The following is a 21,910-nucleotide window of genomic DNA, read 5'->3' on the forward strand; positions in this document are numbered from 1 at the left end:
GTTGCGTCCATCAGTTGAACTCACAGCCAAAAGCAGACCTTCAGGTCAGTCAGCAATGTCCGCTGCGTGCCAGAAGCGGAAGTTCGTCCGTTGTACTGAATCTCAGTACAACGTTTTCTTCTCCTCCAAAATAATTTTGAAAATAGTTAATGTCTGAGGCCCTGCAGAGGCCTCAGACAGGCAGCGCGCGATCTTTCACAACCGTTTTCATCACCAGGGTTGAGGTAAGCCGCTGCACCCCTGACAAACCGGAGAGTTTTTCATCATAAAGCTTCTGAAAAGCCGGTAGGTCCTGGGCAATAACGTGAAGCATATAATCCGGGTCCCCAAACAGTCGCTGCGCCTGGATAATTTGCGGTATATCTTTGACTTCCTCCTCAAAGGTGTAGACCGACTGCCGGTCACCCTCGCGCAGAGTGACGAAGACGATAGCTGAAAAGTTCAGCCCGAATCTGGCCGGGTCAATATACGCCCGGTAGCCGCTGATAATACCTTCCTGTTCCAGAGACCTGACCCGTCGCTGGCAGGATGACAGGCTAATCCCCACCCGTTCTGCAAGGTCAGTCAGTGAAATTCGACCGTCCCGCTGAAGCTCTGCAAGAATATTGCAATCTGTGTCGTCCATTTTCAAAAATCTCCCGGAAATTGTATTTTTTAATCCTTTAAATGAAAGCACATTTCGCATTCAATGCGATATCCTTTCTTCAACTTTAAATGTATTGATCAGATCAAGGTTTAAACGCATGCAGTTTTCAGCGGCAGATAAATGGCCGAGATGCAATGATTCTCATGAGGATTATCCCGTATGTCACTGAGTATGTTTGCTTCATTTTGGGCAGTGTCCATGCTTTTAATTATCACGCCAGGGGCCGACTGGGCTTACGCTATTTCAGCCGGAATCCGGGGACGTCGTGTTATACCTGCTGTTGCCGGCATGCTGAGTGGGCATATTGTAGCTGCAATTGTAGTGACCGCGGGCGTCGGTTCGCTTATTGCGGGTGCGCCTGGGGTGCTCTCCAGTCTGACCGTTGCCGGAGCTGGCTATCTTCTCTGGCTCGGCATTGGTGTTCTCCGTCACCCTCCAGTGCCAGTAGCCGGTCAGGATGAAAACGCCGGTTCGCGACTGAAGTGGATGCTTAAGGGGTTCTGCGTCAGCGGGCTTAATCCAAAGCTTTTCCTGCTGTTTTTAGCTCTGTTGCCTCAGTTTACCGATGTCCACGCCGCATGGCCACTTCCACTGCAAATGGCCGCGCTAGGGATGATACATGTGGTTAGCTGCGCTACGGTCTATCTGCTCGTGGGATACGGTGCAGGAATAGCGCTTCGGTCTCGCCCGCGCGCGGCGCTGAATGTCAGCCGCATTTCGGGCGGCCTGATGATCATTATCGCGATCCTACTGCTGGCAGAGCAGTTTCTCTGATTCGCGGCCATTCAGGCTAATAACGACACACTATTCAGCAGGTACACTATGAATACACTCAGCGTCAGGGAAACATTCTCCCTGGGCTTTATGGCGTTTGCGCTGTTTCTGGGTGCAGGCAACATCATTTTCCCACCCTTTATCGGACTTCAGGCTGGTAGCCACGTCTGGACTGCAGCAGCAGGGTTCCTGGTAACCGGCGTAGGGCTACCAGTGCTCTCTGTCATCGCGCTGGCAAAAGCGGGCGGTGAAATGAGCAACATCATCAGCCCTGTAGGAAAAATCGCCGGCAACGTACTGATTGTGGCCTGCTACCTATTTATCGGCCCACTGTTTGCCTCACCGCGCACGGCAACCGTTTCATATGAGCTTGGCATGGCAGCATATATTAACAATGGGGGAAATGCGCTGTATTACTACAGCTTCGTTTATTTTGCGCTTGCGGCGCTGGTTTCTCTATTTCCGGGGAGGCTACTTGAGTCTGTCGGACAGGTCCTTGCGCCACTGAAAATCGTCTCACTTATCGTGCTGGGTGGTGCAGTCCTGCTGCTTCCGGCCGTTTCAGTGCAGGAACCAGTGGCGGATTACATTGCTGCACCGCTTTCCAGCGGCATTGTTAATGGATACCTGACGATGGATACGCTGGCCGGGCTGGCCTTCGGTCTGGTTGTGGTAAACGCAGTTCGCGCCAGAGGTATAACATCTCAGGCACACGTTACGCGCTATACCATTAGAGCGGGCATCATTGCCGGTGTGGGTCTGACACTGGTATACCTGAGTCTGTTCATGCTGGGCATGAAAAGCACCGCGCTTGCGCCTGACGCCACAAACGGAGCTGATGTGCTGCGCGCGTTCGTACAGCATGCCTTTGGCGCCAGAGGCTCGTTGTTTCTCGGCGTGCTGATCACGCTGGCGTGTCTGGTCACAGCAATCGGTCTGACCTGCTCTTGCGCCGCCTACTTTAGCACCGTCACACCTTTCGGCTACAGGCCGCTGGTGCTGTTTTTCGCCGCGCTTGCCTTTTCCATTTCCTGCGCCGGGCTGGACACGCTTATCCGGATTTCCATCCCCGTGCTGATTGCGGTTTATCCGCCCTTTATCATGCTTATCGTGATGAGCTTTGTGCATCACCGACTGAGTCAGCCCGTGCGCGTTATTGCTCCCGCCACGGCGGTGGCTTTTCTCTGCGGCCTGTTTGACGGGCTCGACGCGGCGGGACTGAAGCAGTTTGTGCCAGCGGTCTACACCTCGCTCCCCCTGCACGGCCAGCAGATGGCCTGGCTGCTTCCTGGCGGTGTTGTGCTGCTGTTGAGCTTCTGCGCATCCCGGTTCAGCCGCGCGGTGCAGGCGGCATCATGAGCCGCCTTTCATCAGATATGGCATCGCCATGTGCGCTGAGGTAAAAATTGGTAAAGGTCGTTCTGCTCCCCTGCATTGCGTGCGCGCAGCTCATTATATTCGTGAGCGCGGAAAACCTGCTCTGGCGCACTACCGACTATTATCCTGAGGTGTTCACCCGCGTGAGGTACGTCAGCGACACGTCGCTCCTGACGCCTGCCGCCGTCAGGGAAATATGCCATACACCGCTGACGAAGCCGGAACTCCGGAAAAAAAGCGGTTCGCTTTATCTGCGATGCGGGACGCCGGGGCTCGAAGGCGTCTGGCGGATCGAAAAATACAATTAAGGGTTGCGAAAACTGGCATTCTCGCCCCCCAACATCCTTTATCAACGCAATGAGTTAGCAGGGAACACCATGCCATCAGTCACTCTGACATACCTGAAAAACCTCAAGCAGAGCGGTGAAAAGATCACCATGCTCACCTGCTACGACGCAACATTTGCACATGCACTGAGCACGGCGGGCGTTGAGATGCTCCTCATCGGCGATACGCTGGGGATGATCCTGCAGGGCCATGACAGCACCCTGCCGGTCAGGCTGGAAGATATGGTTTATCACACTACCTGCGTAAAGCGCGGAAACAACGGCGCCTTTATCATCGCCGATCTTTCGTTCATGACCTGCTCCTCCCCTGAGCAGGCCCTGCACAGCGCGGCGCAGCTGATGCAGGCGGGTGCGCAGATGGTCAAGATTGAGGGCGGGGAATGGTTGTGTGATACGGTGCGCCAGCTGACGCGCAATGGTATACCGGTCTGCGCCCACATAGGACTCACCCCCCAGTCGGTTAACGTCTTTGGTGGCTTTAAGGTACAGGGGCGTGACAGCCAGCAGGCGGCCGTCCTGATCGACACCGCGACAAAGCTTGAAGTAGCCGGCGCGGCAATGGTACTGGTTGAAGCCGTCCCCGCCGCGCTGGGAAGTGCGCTGAGCAGGGCCGTATCCGTACCGGTCATCGGTATCGGCGCCGGCCCGGACACTGACGGGCAGGTGCTGGTGCTGCATGACATGCTTGGCCTGAGCGTCACCGGCAGGACTCCAAAATTTGTCAAAAACTTCATGAAAGGGCAGGACGACATTCAGGATGCGGTAAAAAGCTACATTACCGCCGTGAAAAACGGCAATTTCCCCGCGGCGGAGCACTGCTACTCAGATTAAGTTACAAATATAAGCCACTTATGTCAGCCGCCCTGTCTGTAATCTGACTAAAACTATTAATTGCTGATGTCCGCTTTTCGCTCACAGCGGACCTCCAGCTCAATTACCTGGTCCGCTTAGTGCCAGAAGCGGATGTTGATAGTTTTAGCTTAACAAACGGGGAGCGGATTAAAGCCGGGCATTGGCGTATGGCAGGGTGGAAAAAGTTAGTAGTATCATTTCACTCAGTAGGGATCTCAACTTTGCAGACACTGTCAGGCGGTCATAATCCAAAACTAGTTGCAGTTGTCAGGCAATTCCAATGTTTGAAGACAAGATATCAATCAGGGCACAGGTATTAGCCGTGAGCCCTCCCTTACGCCATATCAGTTCCGTTGTTATTTGGCTGTTTTCACTTTCAAAGGGATGGATTGTGATGAGTTCCTGTGTCGGAAACGTATCGAGGATTGGTGTTGGTATCACGCCCGCCCCCATTCCTGCACTGACACCACCCAGAATGGCATGGTAGGAAGACATTTCTGCCAGCCTGTAAGGTCTGATCCCTGCATCTCTGAACCAGGTTGTTAGCCGGTCGCGATAGGAGCAGCCGTCACTGAATACCAGCAACGTTGTGTGAGTTAAATCGGCAGCAGAACGTATTGGCGGGAAATTTGCTGCGGCGATAATAACCAGTTCTTCCTTGTAAACAGCCATACGTTCCAGTCTGTCATCAACCGGTGCGTCAGCAATGAAGGCTGCATCAAGTTCGTGACTAAGCACGGCATCGAGCAGTGTGCGGCTTATCCCGGTAACCAGCTCCACCTTTACTGATTGATGTTGCTGGTAGAGGCGCGCCAGCGGCTCAGGCAACCTTGTTGCGGCCATACTATCGAGCGCACCCAGTCGGAACCGACCGCCAGGCACCGGCTTTACCATCTGCTGTTCTGCTAAGGTAACCAGCTCGATAATCTTCAGTGCATTGTCATAAAGCACTTGGCCTTCATTTGTCGGAAGAAACCTACGGCCAGATTTTACAAACAGTGTTGTTCCGAGCTGGCTCTCCAGGTTCTGAACTCGAGTGGTTATTGCGGAGGGGACTCGGCAGAGCAAATTTGCTGCTGCAGTAATAGTACCTGTTTCTACCAGTGCTATGATGGTTCGGAAGTCAGCTATATCCATATTTTCACCATAATTGAAAATTGGATTCTATTTTATTCAATTGAAATGAATCTACATGTTTTTTAATTTATTTACTCTATTTAAACAGCTACCAGCCTCCCAGCTAGTCTCAAGCGCTTGTTGATCATCGCAAAATGGTCACGTTTGATTAATACGGGAGCTATTGAGGGTAAAATGAAAAAACTTGGATTAATCGGCGGCACCGGACCAGAATCAACATTGCTCTACTATCGCAAATTTGTTTATGAAGCTAACAAAAGAATTGGCGATACATTCTTCCCGTCTCTAACTATTGAAAGTATCAATGTATATGACGTCCTGACCATGTGTGGACGGAAAGATTATGAAGCGCTGACGAAGTACCTGGCCAAGGCTGTCGGGAATCTGGTGGCCGCCGGGGCTGAAGTCGTCGCCTTGACCGGTAACACACCACACATCGTCTTCAATGAACTCCAGTCGTGTACAAAAGTTCCTCTTGTCAGCATTATCGAGTCCACTTGTGCAGAAGTTCAGACTCTGGGCCTGAAAAAAGTAGGTCTCGTGGGAACACGATTTACAATGGAGGGTGACTTCTTCAAACGGCCTTTCACTGAAGTAGGCATCCAGGTGGTCATCCCGCATGCTGACGAGGTTGATTACATTGCAGAAAAAATCCACGATGAACTCGAAAGAGGCATTATTAAGTCACAGACGCGAGACACGTTTACCGCGATCATTGGGCGGATGTATCAGGATGAAGGCATTGAAGCCATCATTCTGGGATGCACAGAGCTTCCCCTTTTGTTTGCGGGTACAGAGTTACCTGTTAAAGCACTGGACACGGTTGATATTCATATTGAGACGTTGTTTAAAGCTCTTCAATAGTATTTTACATCAATTTGCGGAAAGAACCGGGGGCGAACTGCCCCCTTTGTTTAACATGCTACGATTTAAGTAATGCCTTCATAAAACTTCGAACTTCCGCTGTTCGCTCACAGCGGACCCGACAACCGACTGGTTGGCCCGCTTCACACCATGAGCAGGCGTTAGTAACGCCCGCCCTACATCAATTGGAAGAGCGCAGATCAATCTCTTCCCGCCAGCAAAAGAGTGACCGTGGTGTTCCGTTTGAGGCCTGGCGTTCAAAGGCGTCGATTGAGAGGTAAAACAAATAATATCCCTTATCTCCTGTCGGCAATTCTTCGAAAATTTTTCTTATCGGTGACCGGAAAGGCGGCGCTCAAGGTTGGCCTGAACCTGAGGCCACTCATCATCAATTATGCTGTACCGTATGGAAGTACGCTTTCGACCATCAGGCATAATTCGTTCATTTCTGATGATACCTTCCTGGACCGCACCAATACGGAGAATGGCAGCCTGAGAGCGCTCATTCAATACATCAGTCGTAAACTGAACGCGAACACACTTAAGTTGCTCAAAGGCGTAGCGCAGCAGTAACAGTTTACTCTCGGTATTTGCAGCTGTTTTTTGCCAGCTTTGTGAATACCAGGTGTGACCAATTTCGAGTTTTCGGTTTTCGCGATCAATCTTCCAGAAACGCGTTGATCCAATGACACGTTGGTCGGATGAGAGCGTTACAGCAAACGGCATGACAGTGCCTTCGGCCTGCCCCTTCAGGGCTTTCTGAATGTACGAATCAGCGGTGTCAGCAGACGGAACTACCGTAAATGGCAGAGACCAAAGTTCCCCATCTTCAGCTGCATCAATCAGTAGCTGAGCATCCGTCTTAAGCAGAGGGCGGAGCGTTACAAGAGCCCCTTGCAAAGTAGGCGTCATATTTGTGGCCTCACAGTTCTTTTGTGTAGATGGATTGGGCTGCATAATCCTGTACCGAATGACTTACTATGCTCCGTTTGCATTTAATAATCGACTCATTCAGGGGCTATTGTCTGTTCACCGTTTATACTACATGGCAATATAAGTAATTCCCCCATGCATTGATAACAATTACTCACTTCCACTACTCGTTCAAAGCTGCCTGTCGATGTCTGGTACACAGTTACTGCATAACAGGCAGCTTCGTGCCAGCAGCGGTAATTGCTAATGCCCATGGTGTATCAATCAATGGGAGTAGATATATTTCGGGGTTAAGATAGCGAAGCAGCTAATCTATTTTTCTATTGACCTCTTGAATAGTGCTAGAGCACACGTATTTCTCCCATCATATGCCAAAGGGTTTTGATTATTATCCTGACGAATGTAGTGAAGAAACATCTGGTATTGCACCCCCCCTTTGAATTTATTTCTCCAATGTGGAACTTTGTTACCCAGATAAATCACACAGTCTCCTGGGCGCAGGCTGAGTGATTTATTTTTTCGATCTATACCACGAACCCACAAACGCCAATCTGTATTTCGTGGCTCCGCAGCAATAGTAACTGACACACTTATCTCACATGAGTCACGGTCCACATGTTCTCGAAGTACAGCCCCATGCTCATAAATTCGCCAAAATGAATAAGTTGGAAGCAAAGCATATCCAACTACTGACTCGATATTCGGTTGGAAAAATAATAATAAACTTTCACTAAGCATCGCGGCATATTGTTCAGGCTGACCAGCAATCACACTATTGTCAGATATTACCATGTGGCCTGAAAAAAGAGATAAGTCCATGTATTTCCTGGTAAGGGAGATTATTTCTTGTGATAAAAAATCACTTATCTTAACATAACCATACTCACGAAAATGCTCTGAACTATTCATCTGAATACGCCTCATGAATTACATATATTAGAATAAAAAATATTCCTATGTTACTATCGTCGATATATTGATAAAGCAAAATTCCTATCAGGTCGTAAGGCTACCAGAGGTTTTTCTCGTGGAAATTTTTTCGTGCTAAATGAGAATCTTTCAATAAAATATCCTACCGCTTTTACTAAAATTATTTCATTCCATTGCGCCGCCGGACAAATTCTCCCTCCAGCACCAAACGGAATAAATGAAGTCTGCTTTAAGCAATTGGATTCAAATCGTGATGAAAGAAAATGGCCAGGTTTATCCCAGTATGAACGCATGCGATGTAACGCATAAGGTGAAATTATAACGGCATCCCCCGGATTAATTACATGCCCCCCCAAAGTTTTAACATTAGTGCATGTTCTACCTAAAGCCCAAGCAGGAGGGTATAAGCGAAGAGTTTCTTTGATCGCTGCAATGCAGGGTCCTCTAAGTAAGCTAGCACGAGAGAAGTTAGTGACGGTTCTTTGTTGCAAGATTTTATATTGCGTATGTTCATCGCGACCTAGCAACAGTATCGCCCAGATAAAGGTATATGCCAATGGTACTACCGCATTCAAAATTGTTTCTTGAATTGCATGCGTTATAGCGTCTGATGGTTTTTTACCGCAATGTGTTTGAATGTCTTTCGCAAGTTTGTTGAGTATTCTTTTTGCGACCCTCTCTTGCGAAATAAAATATTTATATTTATCAGGAGGAGAGGCAAATCCAAATCTGGCCCTTAACTCCTCTATGACACATGATGCTTGAGAAATTTCAGTAGCATTCTCTTTTAAATCAAAGTCGAACAGTAGCTTTAAACTAAAAATTAAAAACATAGCTTTAACTTCAAGATAAAAACCCTCTGAAATAGGGATTCCAGAATTAATTGATTGTTCACATAATGCGAGATTACCACTATGCGTTTTGAAAAAATCATGTATTTTCTGAATAAATACTCTCGAATCAATCGTTGGAGAGGTAATTCCCAGCCATTTGCACCCTGCAGGGGACAATAATCCATAAAGACATCTATAAGGGTGTGAGGGACAAGAAAAATCAGAATGTTGTTCTAACACCATCCTGACTTCATCTAGTCCGCTAACTAAATAGGCATGTCCTTGCTCACTTTCATAGTGTGAAACTGAATTGGGTAAACTTGCTAAGTTTAAAAAAAAACGCGCTGTATTCATACAATTGTTATCCGATATAACCCAGAGTATTACACTCTCAATTTAGGTCAGATATCAATCTCAACCATGTGCGAATGATTTCTGTTCTGTCTTTAAGATTTTTGTCAACCAGATCACGTAGTGCATTTAAGCGGTCGATAAAAAAGTTGTCTATTGCGTCCAAAGATTCAATCCTGCTATGCAAGGGGGTCATCGGAACTGCTCCACGCCAATCTGGATCTGACAGCGCTTGTTGAAGTAGAGTCAAAAATATCAAGTCGTGTGCACTTCCTGAACCTACATGATTTAAGGTAATAGCAAGCGACAATGAATGTTCTTTAGCACATGCTGAATGCCATACACCAGACGGTACGATAAGAATATCTCCAGGTTTTAAATTATAAGAAGATGCTTGAGAAAATTGGGGCTGTTCAAATTTTTCCCATATCTCCATAAACGGTTTGTCTCGAAAATACCGGTATACACCATCGGGAAAACGACCTGCGTTTTCTAAAGGGTTACGGATGGCTGGAGTATTACTAACCATCCATTGCTTACAGCCTTCAAGTTGCAATGTTATAACAGATTTATCATCAAAATGAGGTGTATATCCTGCACCATTATTGGAGATATAGGAGCGGCAATCGACGGTCCCTGACCAGCCCAAACTAGCCTTACATGTTTTTGCCAATTGATTTAGTACAGGAAAAGCTATATTCATGCGAGTGATGCATATAGTTCCACCTGCATCATAGTGTGTCTCGATTTCTCCTGCTTCAATCGGGGTCAGTGGACTCATACTTTCACGCCCGGGGCTAGCATACGTAACATTTAAATCAGTATCTTTGAGGCAATCATCCTGAGATTTTATCGCTTCACACAAGCTTCGGAATCTCTCCGCACTTCCTTCTTGATATAATGGAGTTCCAGCATTGTAACTACTTATAATATCAGCGACGGTTAGTGGAAATATCAAGCTCTCGAAACTTATTGCCTCATTCATTTTCTACCCCATGTTCCGATTTTCATGAGTGCTTTCCTCACACACGGACGGTAAGCTGCTGACAAATCAGCATAAATACCATGCTGCGGTTGGAATTAACAATTTATTTATGATTTTTTATTTTCCTTTCTTTAAAGGATCCCCCCCCGCTTTTCCTGAGGTTTTGCTTTTCTTTACCACTTTTGGCTTAGCATTATTCCCAACATACGACCAACCATCATGTGGGCCACGCTGTGCATCAAATACTGGCTCGAGGCATAATTTTTCAGGCCGGCTATCATTTTCTACGATTACAACTAAATATTTTTTCAACTCAGCATCAGGAATATTATAGATATTCCCTTTTTCATCACGAATTATCATTTTGTGGACTCCAAAGTAAACGTGCCGAAACATTTAACCTTTAAACAACTGATTGTTTTCAAATGGTATTATCGCCCTCATGATTTTCAATTTTTTTCTTGTGCTTTTTGATGAAATGATGAATCAAGTTTATTTTCTACGGAAAAACAGCCGTGCTTGTGATTGTGCTTACTGAGTTCCTTGTACTTATTATCAAATGATGGATATCCATTGTCATTGTTAGTAATTCGAGTGCTAAATTCTTTTCCATATTTAGCTAATAACTGTGATCTCCTATTTCTTAATAAAGCAGTTGCCGCGTCCATTTCTTGTATTTCATATTGTTCATTTAATGGTAAAACCAATAACTGTGCAATTGGATCACCATAATCAAAACTAATGAAATTCCGTTCTAAAGGTGCTTTAAAGACTAAAAAAAAAGGGCGTGGCCACCAACTTGTTTCAACTAATCCTGGAATCGCTATTGGGGCCGTACCACTAGTATCCAATAAGCATCGAGCATGCGGTAAAATAAACAGCCCCATGCCCTCTGGAACTTGAATGTCTAGCAGAGGACTTAGCCCAAAATAACCGGGAGCAAAAGTACTGAATGGATGCCAGTTGGGCGGAGCTTCCGGAGGTAATTCTGCAGAAATATCCCCTAACCAAACAGGGCACCCCTGCTTCAGATATACTTTGCACGGAGTTTTCCAACTGAAACGTATCTCTAAACCATACATACAAGCATCCTGAAAAGGCTTGCAATGCCATGGTTGTGGAATATCTCTTTTTGAATTACTCCTATTTTGCACGTGAAGTCTGGATTTACGTGGTTCAAGGGCATAATGAATTTTACGATATTGTATTTTCATATAATACCTACCATAAACAGCATCTAAAATAGGAAGCATTTATAAAGATAAACTTTCCTTGCATGAAATGCACTTGAGCAATTTCCAGCATTAGAGTTATTCAATATAACGAACATTCTTAATGTGATTATTTTGTAACAATTGACCAACTGAGTGATAAACCAGATTGATAAAATCATAGGATGCACATCAGAAAATTTCCATAATTACATTGTACTTTTTGTCTCCTTTAGATCTGTTGGTGCGATGTAAAAAGTAACAACCTTTTGAGTAGGCTGAATTTTTGCGAAAAAAGATGACGTATATTTCTGGCGGGTGCACTAGCATATTGTTCGTTGGTCAAAGTATTTGTGGCTCATTCTCAATCTTTTCGCCACATGTTTGCATAGGATAATGCTAGTAATGCGCTGTCCTGATAACAATTACAAACTTCCGCTTCACGCTCAACACAGTCCAAGGATCATCACTCTGGAGGATAAACAGGGCCTCCGTTTCACAAACAGAGCCCTTAAATCTTTCTCGGCACCCTTGAAGCTCAGGTCTGCCCCGCTGACTCCGACAGGATAAACAAGCGAAGGGTGCAAACCTAACAAACCGCGAAAGAGTTAAGCGCTACCCCGTCTCGTAGTACGTAACTGGCGCTGAGTGAACAGCCAGGCACTATTCGCGGAGAAGTGTGATTGTCAGGGTCTGGTGCGATACTCACATAATCAGCTCGGCGGTCTTCAGTCAGCGTTCTGTTGTTTCGTCAAATATTTTCGCATCAGCGCATTTTGTAGTGTCACGCCACGACACACAGGGAAACCTCGTTCCACGACATGAAAGCCGTGTCGTAGGTAGAATGCTTCCGCAGCCTTACTGACATTTGAAGTAAGTTCACCCATTCCACGTTCTCTGGCTTCTTCATGAATGCGGTCCATCAGTAGCGTCCCTACGCCCTGTCTCGGGTAGGCTCCCGAGACATAGAAATGGTCAATGTATCCATTTGGCTGAACATCCGCATATCCAGCTATTTCACCATCCACTTCAACAACAAAGGGACGTAGTGCCCTCATGCGATTGGTCCAGTGGTCCGGGTCGATATCTGATGGGGCCCATGCAGCTATTTGTTCATGTGTGTAGTAGTGTGATGCGAGGGTATGTACAGAAGATAAAAATACGCTGAATAACGAAATTTCATCTCCATTTCTGAACCTTCTGATCTTCATAAAACCTCGTTATGAGCGTGGCTAGTAGAACAATATCATTACTTTTCATAATGTTCTATTTTATAGACTGACCATGCGATCCCGACATTTTCTGCATCGAAATCTGGATAACCCTGGCTTCTGCGAATCTCATCTCCCTTTATCAGTGTCGGTTTTGGGTTAAGATAATCGCCTCTCCGTTCTGGCTGTGGTTAATGATATGAATCTCAATCGCTGTTGTTATTTGCTACTGGTCTGCGCTGCAATCGGTAGCCTTTTTGCCCCACATCCGTTGCTGATATGGGGCCTGCTCGCCAACATATTGACGCTGGCGATTTACGGCGTGGATAAAATGGCAGCGCGTAAGGCCTGGCGCAGAGTGCCGGAATCCACGTTGCTGGTATTTGGCGTTGTGGGCGGATGGGCTGGCGCCATTGTCGGCCAACAACTCTTTCGCCATAAAACACAAAAGCAGCCCTTCAAAACTTACTTCATCATCAGTGTGATATTAAGTACCTCCGCTATGGTAGCCGTGTATCAATTCTTTCCATTCTCACTTTCCTGAACATCATTTAGGCATAGAGCCAGCCCCTGCACTACGTTAGCGTGTTGGATTATCACCAAAAGTATCGTTAGCCTGTCTGTCCTGATGTACTCACTCTATACTCTGCAACAGATCGTCAACATTAAGGATGGGTATGAAAAAGCTGTTGCTGGTTATCCTGGTGTTAACTGCATTTGCTGCCAATTCTATCCTCTGTCGTATCGCCTTAAAGAATGGGTATTCGGACCCTGAGACATTCAGCGTGCTGAGATTACTCGGTGGTGCCGTAATGCTGTTTTTCTGGCATATAGCCCGGGGGAAACTGAAAGAAATACGCTGGAAAATCATCGATGCCCTGTTGCTGTGCGCCTATGTATTATTCTTCTCAATCGCGTATGTTCAGCTCAATACCGCAACAGGCGCATTACTGCTGTTTGGCGCGGTGCAGATCTGCATGATTAGCTGGGGATTAATTAAAGGTGAAAAACTTAGCGGATACAAAGCCACCGGGATCGTCATTGCCATTGGCGGGATCATTATGCTGCTGCTCCCCGGCGCAACCGCTCCCCCTTTTATACCAGCCCTGACGATGGTTGCTTCAGGCCTGGCATGGGGAGTTTACTCTGTGCGTGGAAAAAATATCCTCTCTCCTGCCGGGACGACTGCGGGAAATTTCATTCTGAGCCTTCCGGTTATTCTCATCCTGAGTCTTGTACGACAAGAGCCCGTGCATACTGACGCAAACGGCGTCATCCTTGCCCTGCTCTCCGGCGGACTGGCCTCTGGTGTGGCTTACGTACTTTGGTATCAACTTGTTGCCACCATGTCTTCCGCAACCGCCAGCACACTGCAGTTGAGCGTGCCTTGTATTGCTGCAGTAGGTGGGGTGCTATTTCTTGGCGAATTACCTGATTTGAGAATTCTGGTATGCACACTGATCGTTCTGGCTGGCATAGCCATTGTTATTTCATCCGATCGAACACAGAGCAAGAAATCAGCACAGGGATAACGTCGAGGAGCCGCAGTACTGTGCTTCGGTGTTTTGACTTACCGCCCACATGCACCCTGCCACGCCCTTTGCGCGATAATCAACTTGCTTAATTACTCTGCAATTACACAGGAAAAATCAATCAGCTTAAAGCTCAAATACAACATATAAATCAGTAAGATAAAAAAATTGCAGGGACGGTGAATAGCAGGGTATAGCAGCTATAAATGTGACCATTTTATGTTCCTGCCCCTAAAAATCCCCCCAAAATCAGGCCCTCAAGTGTGGTAAGACCGCTGCGTAACCGCACAGGTCATTCAGCCCTCTCATGTACATATTCCCATAGCTCATTTCGAGCCATCGCACATAGTTCAGTCTTCAAGCTGTTGTATGCCTGCCTTTTGCACATCACATTCACATCACCGACTTGATCATCCGTACTTATGACCTTCAACTAATCAAATCTCACGTGAAAAACAGAGCCCCCTCATACGACTGTTTCGTGCCAAGAACAGACGTTGGCACTTATACGCAAGCTTAAAAAATGGTTACTGAAGTTGTGGCAATTAAACGAGTGTAAAAAATAGCGCCAGATCCGTACCAAAGGGAATCGGTCCCTGAACACGCCTACTGGCGCTACCAGTGATTTATTTAGGGTTTTGGACCGAACATGTCGACCAGTTGCCCTGCGTCAGGCATGCCGATAACCTGCTGTAGCTCATTACTATCATTCATGTAGTAGATTGCCGGAGTCGCACTAGCCCCTAAGTCATCCATCAGTTTTTGGTGGTACTGAAGAAGACTAAACGTTTCTCGGGGAGTGACACCGTCAAAGCGAGGTAATTTTTTACCACCAGAAAGCTCATACTCTTTCCATGCGGTTACCGGATCGCTGGCATTCAGGATCGCTGTCGCATTTCTGCCGCTTTTGGGGTTTAGAAAAGCGACCAGGAGTGTATTCAGCTGTACCTTACCTGTTTTTACCCATGGCTGTGCTTCGGACCAGAACTCTTTGCAATAGGGGCAGAATGGATCGGCAAAGACAATGACTTTCCTGGGAGCAGAATCAACACCTTCCTTGAGGGGATGGGCACTATTCAGCGTTTTCCACATTTCGCGGCCTAAAGGGACATAAATCTCTTTTTTGAAATACTCTTCACTCAGATTTTTACCTTTTTCATCATAAAGATACCCCGAGATAACGTGTTTGCCATCAGGAGTTAAAAACAAGGTTACCCCCATATCCTGATACTTGCCTACCCAACCTTTAACACCTCCGGGCGAATCTATCTCTTTGATGATAGTTATCCCTTGCTGCTCTCCGAAATTTTTGACTATCTGAGGGACGGAAACCTCGGAAAAGGCCAGCCCTGGAATCATCCAGGCCGCCATTAACATAATATATTTCATCATATCGTCTCGATGTTCTGGGGGATCGCTCCCCCAGATGTTTATTACTGTTTTTTCAGCGCATCGCTGACCATGGCATCGAATTGTTCAAAAGGGATCCAGCCAGATAGCATTTCATCGCCAATCAGCGTTGCCGGTGTTCCCTGGATGCCTAACTTCTCGGCGATAGAAAGGCTTTTCTTAATTGTCTCCAGGCTTTGTTCGTCAGGTGTTCCCACAATGACACCCGCTTTCTTTTTCGCTTCCTCAATGCTGGCTGTATCGTGATATCCCTTTTTCGCCATCAGAATATCGTTAAATTTCATAAACTGCTCAGGGTGCGCACGCCATACGGTTAATGCGTCCCTTGCCGAGGTGACCGAACTTTCGGAACGATATGGCAAGAATTTGAATACCACAGCAACATCTGGATATTTTTCAACGATCTTCTCCAGGTAAGGATCGAACTTTTTGCAGTAAGGGCAGTTGTAATCCGTAAAAACGACCAGCGTCAGCTTCGGATTTTGAGCGCCAATGTGCGGTGAATTGGGGTCATGAAAAATAAAATCGCTGTATTGTGAAATAACTTTCTTCATCTGCTCCTGCCCGGCTTGCATATTTTGCTGATCGAGCTTTTCAGCGGCCGCGGCAAGTATCTCCGGATGGCTAAGCAGCGTCTCCTGAACAAGTTCCTGTACACGAGCCTCCTGGGCTGCGGTAAGCGGAGAAGAGGCCGATGCCTGCATAGATGCGGAGAGGAGAATGAGAGTGAGTAGTGTTTTTTTCATAGCAATTAACCTTTGGCCTGGGTGAGGACAGTAAGAACGGTTGGTTTATCAAGCAGCGGAGGAAGGACCTCGCCTTGAGGTGTCCCAGGGCCATAGACTTCGTTAAAAGGAATGGCGTAACTGTTTCTTTTCTGCAGAAAGCGGGTGATGAGTTCGGAGGGTTTACTCCAGTCACCGCGCAGCGCCACTACGTCGGGTTGGTTAAGCGCACTGATGATTTCCGGTTGATTTAAAACCCGATGCTCATTGACTTTACATGTGACACACCAGTCAGCCGAGATATCGACAAAGACTCGTTTGCCCTCTGCAAGTGCATTTTGTATGGCTTCCTCGCTCAGAGGTTGCCAGTTAATCTGCTGAGAAGATGCATCAGACGCAGAGGTCATTGATTCCCCCTCAATGAGACCTCTAATCTGATACCCGCCAAAGGCGGCCAGCGCGATGACAACCAGCCAGAAGACTGGCGTCGTTTTCTTGTCGGTAATCAAGAATGCGATAAGCGCCACCACAGTCAATAACAGGGCAATAAGACTGCTGGCAGTGCCGCCCAGATGAAGGCTCAAAAGCGTTGCCAGCCAGAAGCTGGAGGCCAGCATCATTAAACCGAGCACCACTTTTAATGTATTCATCCAGCGCCCAGGTCGAGGAAGCAGCATTGCCGTTTTCGGGATTAAGGCAACGAATAACCAGGGTAAAGCCATTCCCAACCCAAGGACCAGGAAGATTAACCAGAGTTCCTGAATAGGGGCTGCAAGGGCAAAAGCAACGGCGGTTCCGAGGAAAGGGGCGGAACAAGGTGTTGCCAGCAGGGTGGCAAAAACCCCTTCACAGAAGCTTCCCACTATTCCGGATCCACCAGCAGTCGCCATCCGGCCGACAGCGGATGAAGGTAGCAGCATCTCGAATACCCCGAAGAGATTCATCGAGAAAATAAAGGTAACAGCGACCATTAAGCCAATAAACCAGGGATTCTGAAACTGAATTCCCCAGCCAAGAGAGGAACCTGTTAACTTCAGAATGGTGACCATCGTGGCCAAAAGGGCAAAGGAGGTCAGGATACCTGCACTGGTGGCAAGGAATCGCAATCTGACTTTACTCTTATCCGATCCTGAGTGAAGCACGGAGCTGAGCTTCATCCCCATGACTGGTAATACGCAGGGCATGAGGTTGAGGATTAATCCCCCCAGTAGTGCGAAAAAGAGTATTTTCCCTAGCTGAAGCGCTGGTTCCCCCTGCGATTGCTGCGTTGAGTCTGCCGATTGTTCATCTGCCCCAACAGCGAGGGTGGTCTGCTGGGCTTTCCCGTCATTTGTCAGGACAAACGACAGATTTTTTCCGGCCAATGTTACCGGTTTTTCCCCCCATTCATCGGTGACCGGAACCGTGATCCTGATGCTGGAACCCTCACTGTGAATATCGGGATCGCCAGGAATGATTCCCCCATCCAGTGGATCAAAGTAAATACCAGGCGTTTTCCAGTCGCCCGTAGCTGTACCGGTGATCACCAGATTCCCACCGACAAGATGCGCGGAGAGATCATCCGACAGTCCTTTATCTGCCGGGATAGTTCTCATTGCATGCTCAAAGGCATCCTGAAAACCTTCGTCAACAGGCTGATTAAAGTCCAGATGAAGCTTATAGTCGGTTAAAAGACACACGTTGCTGCAGGTGGATAACGTGAGCGTACCATCAAGCACGTCATCCGGGTCCCCGGTGATAATCATGGGGATGATGACGTGCTTGTGATAACCCTGCGTTGTCAGGCCTGAAATCTCGAAACGCGAGGGTACTGGCCAGTACCACTGAGCCTGCTCACCATTTTTCCAGGTGATTTGAGGGGCGACGCCACCCTCCCCCGGCGAACGCCAGTAGGTCTTCCAGCCAGGGGCTAGATCGACATAAAGCAGGCCATAGATATGATCTTTACTTCTCTCAGCCTGGAAGCGAATTCGGGCATGGTCATTTTGTGGGGATGTCAGCCATCCTGTGTCTGCTGCATGCGCGACGCCCATGCAGGTCAGCAACAGGAAGACAATCCTCCTGAAGATATTCAACATTTTTTTCTCCGTAAATTAAAAAATTAATCGTGTTTAAAACGATTATTCATTCACGGAAAACACAGTTTACGAGATGGATTCGAAGTGTTGGGGGCCGGACTGGTTCATCCCTGAATACGTAAGTACGAACCTCTGCGAAAAGCTGAAGCAGAGCCAGGAATATGATGACGGCAGGCAAGGCACCGTCAAAGAAAACGGGTTGCGTGCAGAGCAGAGAGCATCCGCTAATCTGACAGGGGGAAGGGCCATGCTGACTTTCATCAGCATCTTGCCCAGCTGAGACAGCAGGCGTTGTTAACGGCTGGACCTGATGGGTAGCGTCCTGTAAAAAATGGTGGAGATAGACCGCCCGCTGGGCAAGGCAGATAGCCATGGCCACGCAGGTCAATATCAAAAACCATTTACCAAGAAGCTGACGATTACGCATAGGATACCAGGATATTCATAGCCCACGAATCATAAACAATCTTTATAAATGTACAAGGGATAGCAGTGTAAGGTTTTGTCTGGAGTGTTGTCATCGTGCAACGATTTGTCTGGCGCCCGGGAGTATCTTAAGTTTTAGAACCGCTCTCATCATTAAACTTGTAGTTTTGCTAGCAGCATCCATTAAACAGAGTTCAGTCGATACTCCCCGAGGTGTCTCCTTCATAAGGCAACAGCGAGTCGCTTATTCAACCGGACTGTACCTGTAGTAACCCGCGAATGTCGCTGTCAGTATTCGCTCGCATGATGAATGCAAGCATGCTGATTAGGAAATTGAGATTGAGGCAGCGTCCGCTCCTCGCTCACAGCGGACCTTCAACTCAGTCAACAATGTCCGCTCCGTGCCAGGAGCTGATGTTGCGGGCACTACGACACATTCAGTCAAAATATCTAAAATCACATGGCGCGGTTATACGGGATGTTTACAGTTTTCGATTACCCCCGTCTTTCAGCTCTTTAAAGATCCCAAGAAATGCTAACCCTACAGGCACAAGCGAGCCCCATAACACGGCATTCCAGCCATAAAAATTGAGTAGCGCGCCAGAAGAAAATGATCCCACGATCATCACACCAAACACGACAAAGTCATTCAGTGACTGAACCTGCGTCTTTTCCTCTGGCCGGTGATAGTCAATAATTTTCGCCGATGCACCTATGAAACCAAAGTTCCAGCCAAGCCCCAGCAGGATAAGCGACGCCCAGTAATGGAAAACGTCCGTTCCACTGAGGCCAGCCAGTATTGACCCTGCAGTAATCACTAAACCAGTCGCAGCAATCCTCATGGCACCAAACCGGTTAATCAGCCTGCCGGTAAAGAATCCTGGCCCATACATGGCAATCACATGCCACTGTATCCCTAAATTAGACGCCTGCTGAGAAATTCCATGCATATGCATTGATAATGGCGCCGCTGTCATCAGGAAATTCATGGTCATATAGGTCACCGCGCCGCTGAATACGGTTCGGATAAACCCCGGTTGCTTAACGATGTCACGAAGAGCTCTCCCACCGGAGTGTATTGCCGCGGTGGGTTCTACTGGTGTGACGCCCTTCAGTATTAAAGCGGAGATTAGGGCCACACCGGCCTGAGCAATGAAAGTGACCACGAAGGTGTGAGGAGCCCAGAGATCCATTGTGCCCGTCACCAGCATTGGTCCAATTACGCCAGCAATAACGCCTCCCCCCATAACCAGGGAAAGGGCCCGTGCACGCCGTTCTGGCGCCACGCCATCCGTTGCTGCAAAACGAAAACTGAGCGCAACCGCTGCATATGCGCCACCCAGTAATGCCGCAATACAAAACATAATGAAAGAGCCAATAAACATGGCCAGTGCCGCCGTCAGTCCGGTAACAACCCCTGCACCGGTGCCGACCATAAACGCAGCCTTACGGCCATGCTTTTTCGCCAGCGCTCCTAAAGGCAGGATACACGCCGCCATACCCAAAACAAACATCGTAATGGGCAATGTAGCCAGGGAACTATCCGGAGCCAGTGCGTTACCTACAATAGCTCCGGTTGCATAGAAAACTACGGAGTTAGCACCAGCCAGAGCCTGCGCTGCCGACAGCCGGATTACATTATTATTTTGTTCTGCAACAGACAGTAAGTATTCTGTGGACATCTGATCAATTATCCTGGTTCATTGTGAGTACAATCCGGTAACGAGCCTGGCCTTCCCTTAGTCGTGTGAGGGCCTCATTTGCTTTCTCAAACGGCATCAACTCAGTCACCGGTAACGCCTGAAAGAGATGGCTGAAACGTAGTGCCTGCTCTGTTTGCACCGGTGTACTGACAAATGAACCCGTCAGGGTTCGCTCCGCGCCTATCATCATGCCCGGCATGATCTGTAACGGTGATGGCCCGGTACCCAAAAGGATAGCTTTGCCCTGTGCAGATAAAGCCGGCAATAACGCCGAAATAGCATCAGAATCGGGGGCGGTTGCCAGAATAAAATTGACCCCTCCACTACTTTTCAGTTGTTCTGATGCATTTTCCTGTCTGGCGTCAATATATCGATGCGCCCCTAACGCCAGGGCTGAGTTTCTTTTTTCGCTGCCATGAGCAATTGCAATGACTTCAAACCCCATCTTACGGGCGTACTGAATTGCCAGATGACCTAAGCCACCAATACCGACAATAGCTACTTTATCACCGGCCCTGGCACCGGAATGGCGCAACGCGTTAAAGGTCGCGGTTCCGGCACAGAGAACGGGTGCGGCCTGAGCGGAGGACAATTCGGAAGGTATGGCAATAAGTGCGGTATGGCGCATAACCACATATTCAGCATATCCCCCGTCACAGTTAAGCCCCGGCGTCAGCTGATTCTCACACAAATGAAAAAGTCCGTTCCGGCAGGGTGGACAATGCTGACAGTAGCCACCTAAACGCCCAACCCCTACTCGCTGACCAGTTTTCCAGATATCGGGTACTGCACTTCCTCTCTGAACAATGCAACCAACAATTTCATGGCCGGGAATACGGGCGGGATAACCAGCCCGTACAGGTTTCTCCGTGTCACGGAGATCGGCACCACACACACCACAGACTTCAACCTGAAGTAATACTTCATCCGGCCCTGGGTCAGGGATAGCTCTTTCCGTTAGTTCAAGTACCCCTGGAGAAATCACCTGCATAGCGCGAAATGTCTTTTTCATGAAGTCCACCTGCCGGGAGTTTTTATATTGCGAGAGCGACAAGGAAGCGAGACACCATGTTGTAAGCTGCAACGGTTGCAACGGCCTCCACGGTTTCCTTTTCACCTAATCGAATTTTGAGCTCTTCGATGACATTTTCATCCACCAGGACGCCATGAGTGGACTGATCGGTAAGTCTGATAAGCAGGGTCTCAGTCTCATCGAATTGCGGTGAAATGATAGACTCCTCAAGTGCAGCTGCTTTTTCAGCCGTTCCACCTGCATCAAGGTAGGCCGGATAATGCACATCCCATTCGAATGCGGCTTTATTAAGCCAGGCGACGCGCAGCATGATCAATTCCCGGTACTCAAGGCTGAGAGAAAACTCTTTTCGAACCCGTACCATCAGCTCGTTCCAGCCGGTAGCCAGAGGAAAACTTTTCAGCAGCACACGATCGATACCGATAAGTTCACCACCTGGTCGACGGGCCTGGATGGATTTAAGCAGAGCGGGGTCAACCGGGTCGCTGTCCTGCCAGGGTGTTACTCTTGGTTTGGCCATTATATTCTCCATGCTGTGTATATAATGCAGAC

At 47.9% G+C, this 21,910-nt stretch carries 23 protein-coding genes; 7 read left to right on the plus strand and 16 right to left on the minus strand.

Going from position 1 to position 21,910, the window contains the following annotated elements; translation table 11 throughout:
- Positions 1-172 precede the first annotated feature (172 nt).
- Positions 173-625, minus strand: coding sequence for an Lrp/AsnC family transcriptional regulator (locus FDX19_RS14640; protein ID WP_137383262.1), 453 nt, complete (start codon positions 623-625; stop codon positions 173-175).
- Positions 626-805: 180 nt separating this feature from the next.
- Here FDX19_RS14640 and FDX19_RS14645 point away from each other — a divergent pair, with 180 nt between their 5' ends.
- The 4 genes from FDX19_RS14645 (at position 806) to panB (ending at position 3,975) form a co-directional block, all read left to right on the plus strand.
- A complete protein-coding gene (locus FDX19_RS14645; protein WP_137383263.1) occupies positions 806-1,420 on the plus strand; it encodes a LysE family translocator in 615 nt (204 codons plus the stop codon).
- A 48-nt stretch (positions 1,421-1,468) separates the two neighbouring features.
- Positions 1,469-2,779, plus strand: a complete 1,311-nt coding sequence (gene brnQ / locus FDX19_RS14650; protein WP_137383264.1) for a branched-chain amino acid transport system II carrier protein — start codon at positions 1,469-1,471, stop codon at positions 2,777-2,779.
- 47 nt (positions 2,780-2,826) lie between these two features.
- Positions 2,827-3,105 (plus strand): hypothetical protein, encoded by a 279-nt coding sequence (locus FDX19_RS14655; RefSeq protein ID WP_137383265.1) that lies wholly within the window; start codon positions 2,827-2,829, stop codon positions 3,103-3,105.
- 69 nt (positions 3,106-3,174) lie between these two features.
- Entirely contained in the window at positions 3,175-3,975 is an 801-nt protein-coding gene (gene panB / locus FDX19_RS14660; RefSeq protein WP_137383266.1) for a 3-methyl-2-oxobutanoate hydroxymethyltransferase, read from the plus strand.
- Positions 3,976-4,263: 288 nt separating this feature from the next.
- Here panB and FDX19_RS14665 read toward each other — a convergent pair whose 3' ends face one another.
- The gene (locus tag FDX19_RS14665) at positions 4,264-5,133 is read right to left on the minus strand and encodes a LysR family transcriptional regulator (protein ID WP_137383267.1); all 870 of its coding nucleotides are present in this window, start codon (positions 5,131-5,133) and stop codon (positions 4,264-4,266) included.
- A 174-nt stretch (positions 5,134-5,307) separates the two neighbouring features.
- Here FDX19_RS14665 and FDX19_RS14670 point away from each other — a divergent pair, with 174 nt between their 5' ends.
- Positions 5,308-5,997, plus strand: coding sequence for an aspartate/glutamate racemase family protein (locus FDX19_RS14670; RefSeq protein WP_137383268.1), 690 nt, complete (start codon positions 5,308-5,310; stop codon positions 5,995-5,997).
- Positions 5,998-6,327: 330 nt separating this feature from the next.
- On the opposite strand, the gene FDX19_RS14675 is transcribed toward FDX19_RS14670, so the two are convergent.
- The 7 genes from FDX19_RS14675 to FDX19_RS14705 form a co-directional block, all read right to left on the minus strand.
- Positions 6,328-6,954, minus strand: a complete 627-nt coding sequence (locus tag FDX19_RS14675; protein WP_249357557.1) for a GNAT family N-acetyltransferase — start codon at positions 6,952-6,954, stop codon at positions 6,328-6,330.
- 288 nt (positions 6,955-7,242) lie between these two features.
- A complete protein-coding gene (locus tag FDX19_RS14680; RefSeq protein ID WP_137383269.1) occupies positions 7,243-7,839 on the minus strand; it encodes a hypothetical protein in 597 nt (198 codons plus the stop codon).
- Between the two features lie 53 nt (positions 7,840-7,892).
- Positions 7,893-9,047, minus strand: coding sequence for a cytochrome P450 (locus FDX19_RS14685; RefSeq protein WP_137383270.1), 1,155 nt, complete (start codon positions 9,045-9,047; stop codon positions 7,893-7,895).
- A 37-nt stretch (positions 9,048-9,084) separates the two neighbouring features.
- Positions 9,085-10,029, minus strand: a complete 945-nt coding sequence (locus FDX19_RS14690) for a cupin domain-containing protein (protein WP_137383271.1) — start codon at positions 10,027-10,029, stop codon at positions 9,085-9,087.
- A 117-nt stretch (positions 10,030-10,146) separates the two neighbouring features.
- A complete protein-coding gene (locus tag FDX19_RS14695) occupies positions 10,147-10,392 on the minus strand; it encodes a hypothetical protein (protein WP_137383272.1) in 246 nt (81 codons plus the stop codon).
- An 86-nt stretch (positions 10,393-10,478) separates the two neighbouring features.
- Entirely contained in the window at positions 10,479-11,243 is a 765-nt protein-coding gene (locus FDX19_RS14700; RefSeq protein WP_137383273.1) for a hypothetical protein, read from the minus strand.
- 725 nt (positions 11,244-11,968) lie between these two features.
- Positions 11,969-12,451, minus strand: coding sequence for a GNAT family N-acetyltransferase (locus tag FDX19_RS14705; protein WP_137383274.1), 483 nt, complete (start codon positions 12,449-12,451; stop codon positions 11,969-11,971).
- A gap of 199 nt (positions 12,452-12,650) precedes the next feature.
- Between FDX19_RS14705 and FDX19_RS14710 the strand changes: the two genes are divergently transcribed.
- A complete protein-coding gene (locus FDX19_RS14710) occupies positions 12,651-12,995 on the plus strand; it encodes a DUF1294 domain-containing protein (protein ID WP_137383275.1) in 345 nt (114 codons plus the stop codon).
- A 133-nt stretch (positions 12,996-13,128) separates the two neighbouring features.
- Entirely contained in the window at positions 13,129-13,983 is an 855-nt protein-coding gene (locus tag FDX19_RS14715; RefSeq protein ID WP_137383276.1) for a DMT family transporter, read from the plus strand.
- 630 nt (positions 13,984-14,613) lie between these two features.
- On the opposite strand, the gene dsbG is transcribed toward FDX19_RS14715, so the two are convergent.
- The 7 genes from dsbG to FDX19_RS14750 form a co-directional block, all read right to left on the minus strand.
- Positions 14,614-15,372 (minus strand): thiol:disulfide interchange protein DsbG, encoded by a 759-nt coding sequence (gene dsbG / locus FDX19_RS14720; RefSeq protein WP_137383449.1) that lies wholly within the window; start codon positions 15,370-15,372, stop codon positions 14,614-14,616.
- 44 nt (positions 15,373-15,416) lie between these two features.
- Positions 15,417-16,139, minus strand: coding sequence for a DsbA family protein (locus tag FDX19_RS14725; RefSeq protein WP_137383277.1), 723 nt, complete (start codon positions 16,137-16,139; stop codon positions 15,417-15,419).
- 5 nt (positions 16,140-16,144) lie between these two features.
- Positions 16,145-18,196 carry a protein-disulfide reductase DsbD gene (locus FDX19_RS14730; RefSeq protein WP_137383278.1) on the minus strand — a complete coding sequence of 684 codons (2,052 nt, stop codon included), beginning with the start codon at positions 18,194-18,196 and terminating at the stop codon, positions 16,145-16,147.
- Positions 18,197-18,242: 46 nt separating this feature from the next.
- A complete protein-coding gene (locus tag FDX19_RS25490) occupies positions 18,243-18,623 on the minus strand; it encodes a hypothetical protein (protein WP_137383279.1) in 381 nt (126 codons plus the stop codon).
- 481 nt (positions 18,624-19,104) lie between these two features.
- On the minus strand, positions 19,105-20,304 hold the full coding sequence (locus FDX19_RS14740; RefSeq protein ID WP_137383280.1) for an MFS transporter: 1,200 nt from the start codon (positions 20,302-20,304) through the stop codon (positions 19,105-19,107).
- 4 nt (positions 20,305-20,308) lie between these two features.
- On the minus strand, positions 20,309-21,337 hold the full coding sequence (locus tag FDX19_RS14745; RefSeq protein ID WP_137383281.1) for an alcohol dehydrogenase catalytic domain-containing protein: 1,029 nt from the start codon (positions 21,335-21,337) through the stop codon (positions 20,309-20,311).
- Between the two features lie 22 nt (positions 21,338-21,359).
- The gene (locus FDX19_RS14750) at positions 21,360-21,878 is read right to left on the minus strand and encodes a carboxymuconolactone decarboxylase family protein (protein WP_137383282.1); all 519 of its coding nucleotides are present in this window, start codon (positions 21,876-21,878) and stop codon (positions 21,360-21,362) included.
- Between the last annotated feature and the right edge of the window lie 32 nt (positions 21,879-21,910).

The sequence above is a fragment of the Citrobacter sp. wls619 genome (genome assembly GCF_005281345.1).
In the GTDB taxonomy this organism is placed as follows: Bacteria; Pseudomonadota; Gammaproteobacteria; order Enterobacterales; family Enterobacteriaceae; genus Citrobacter.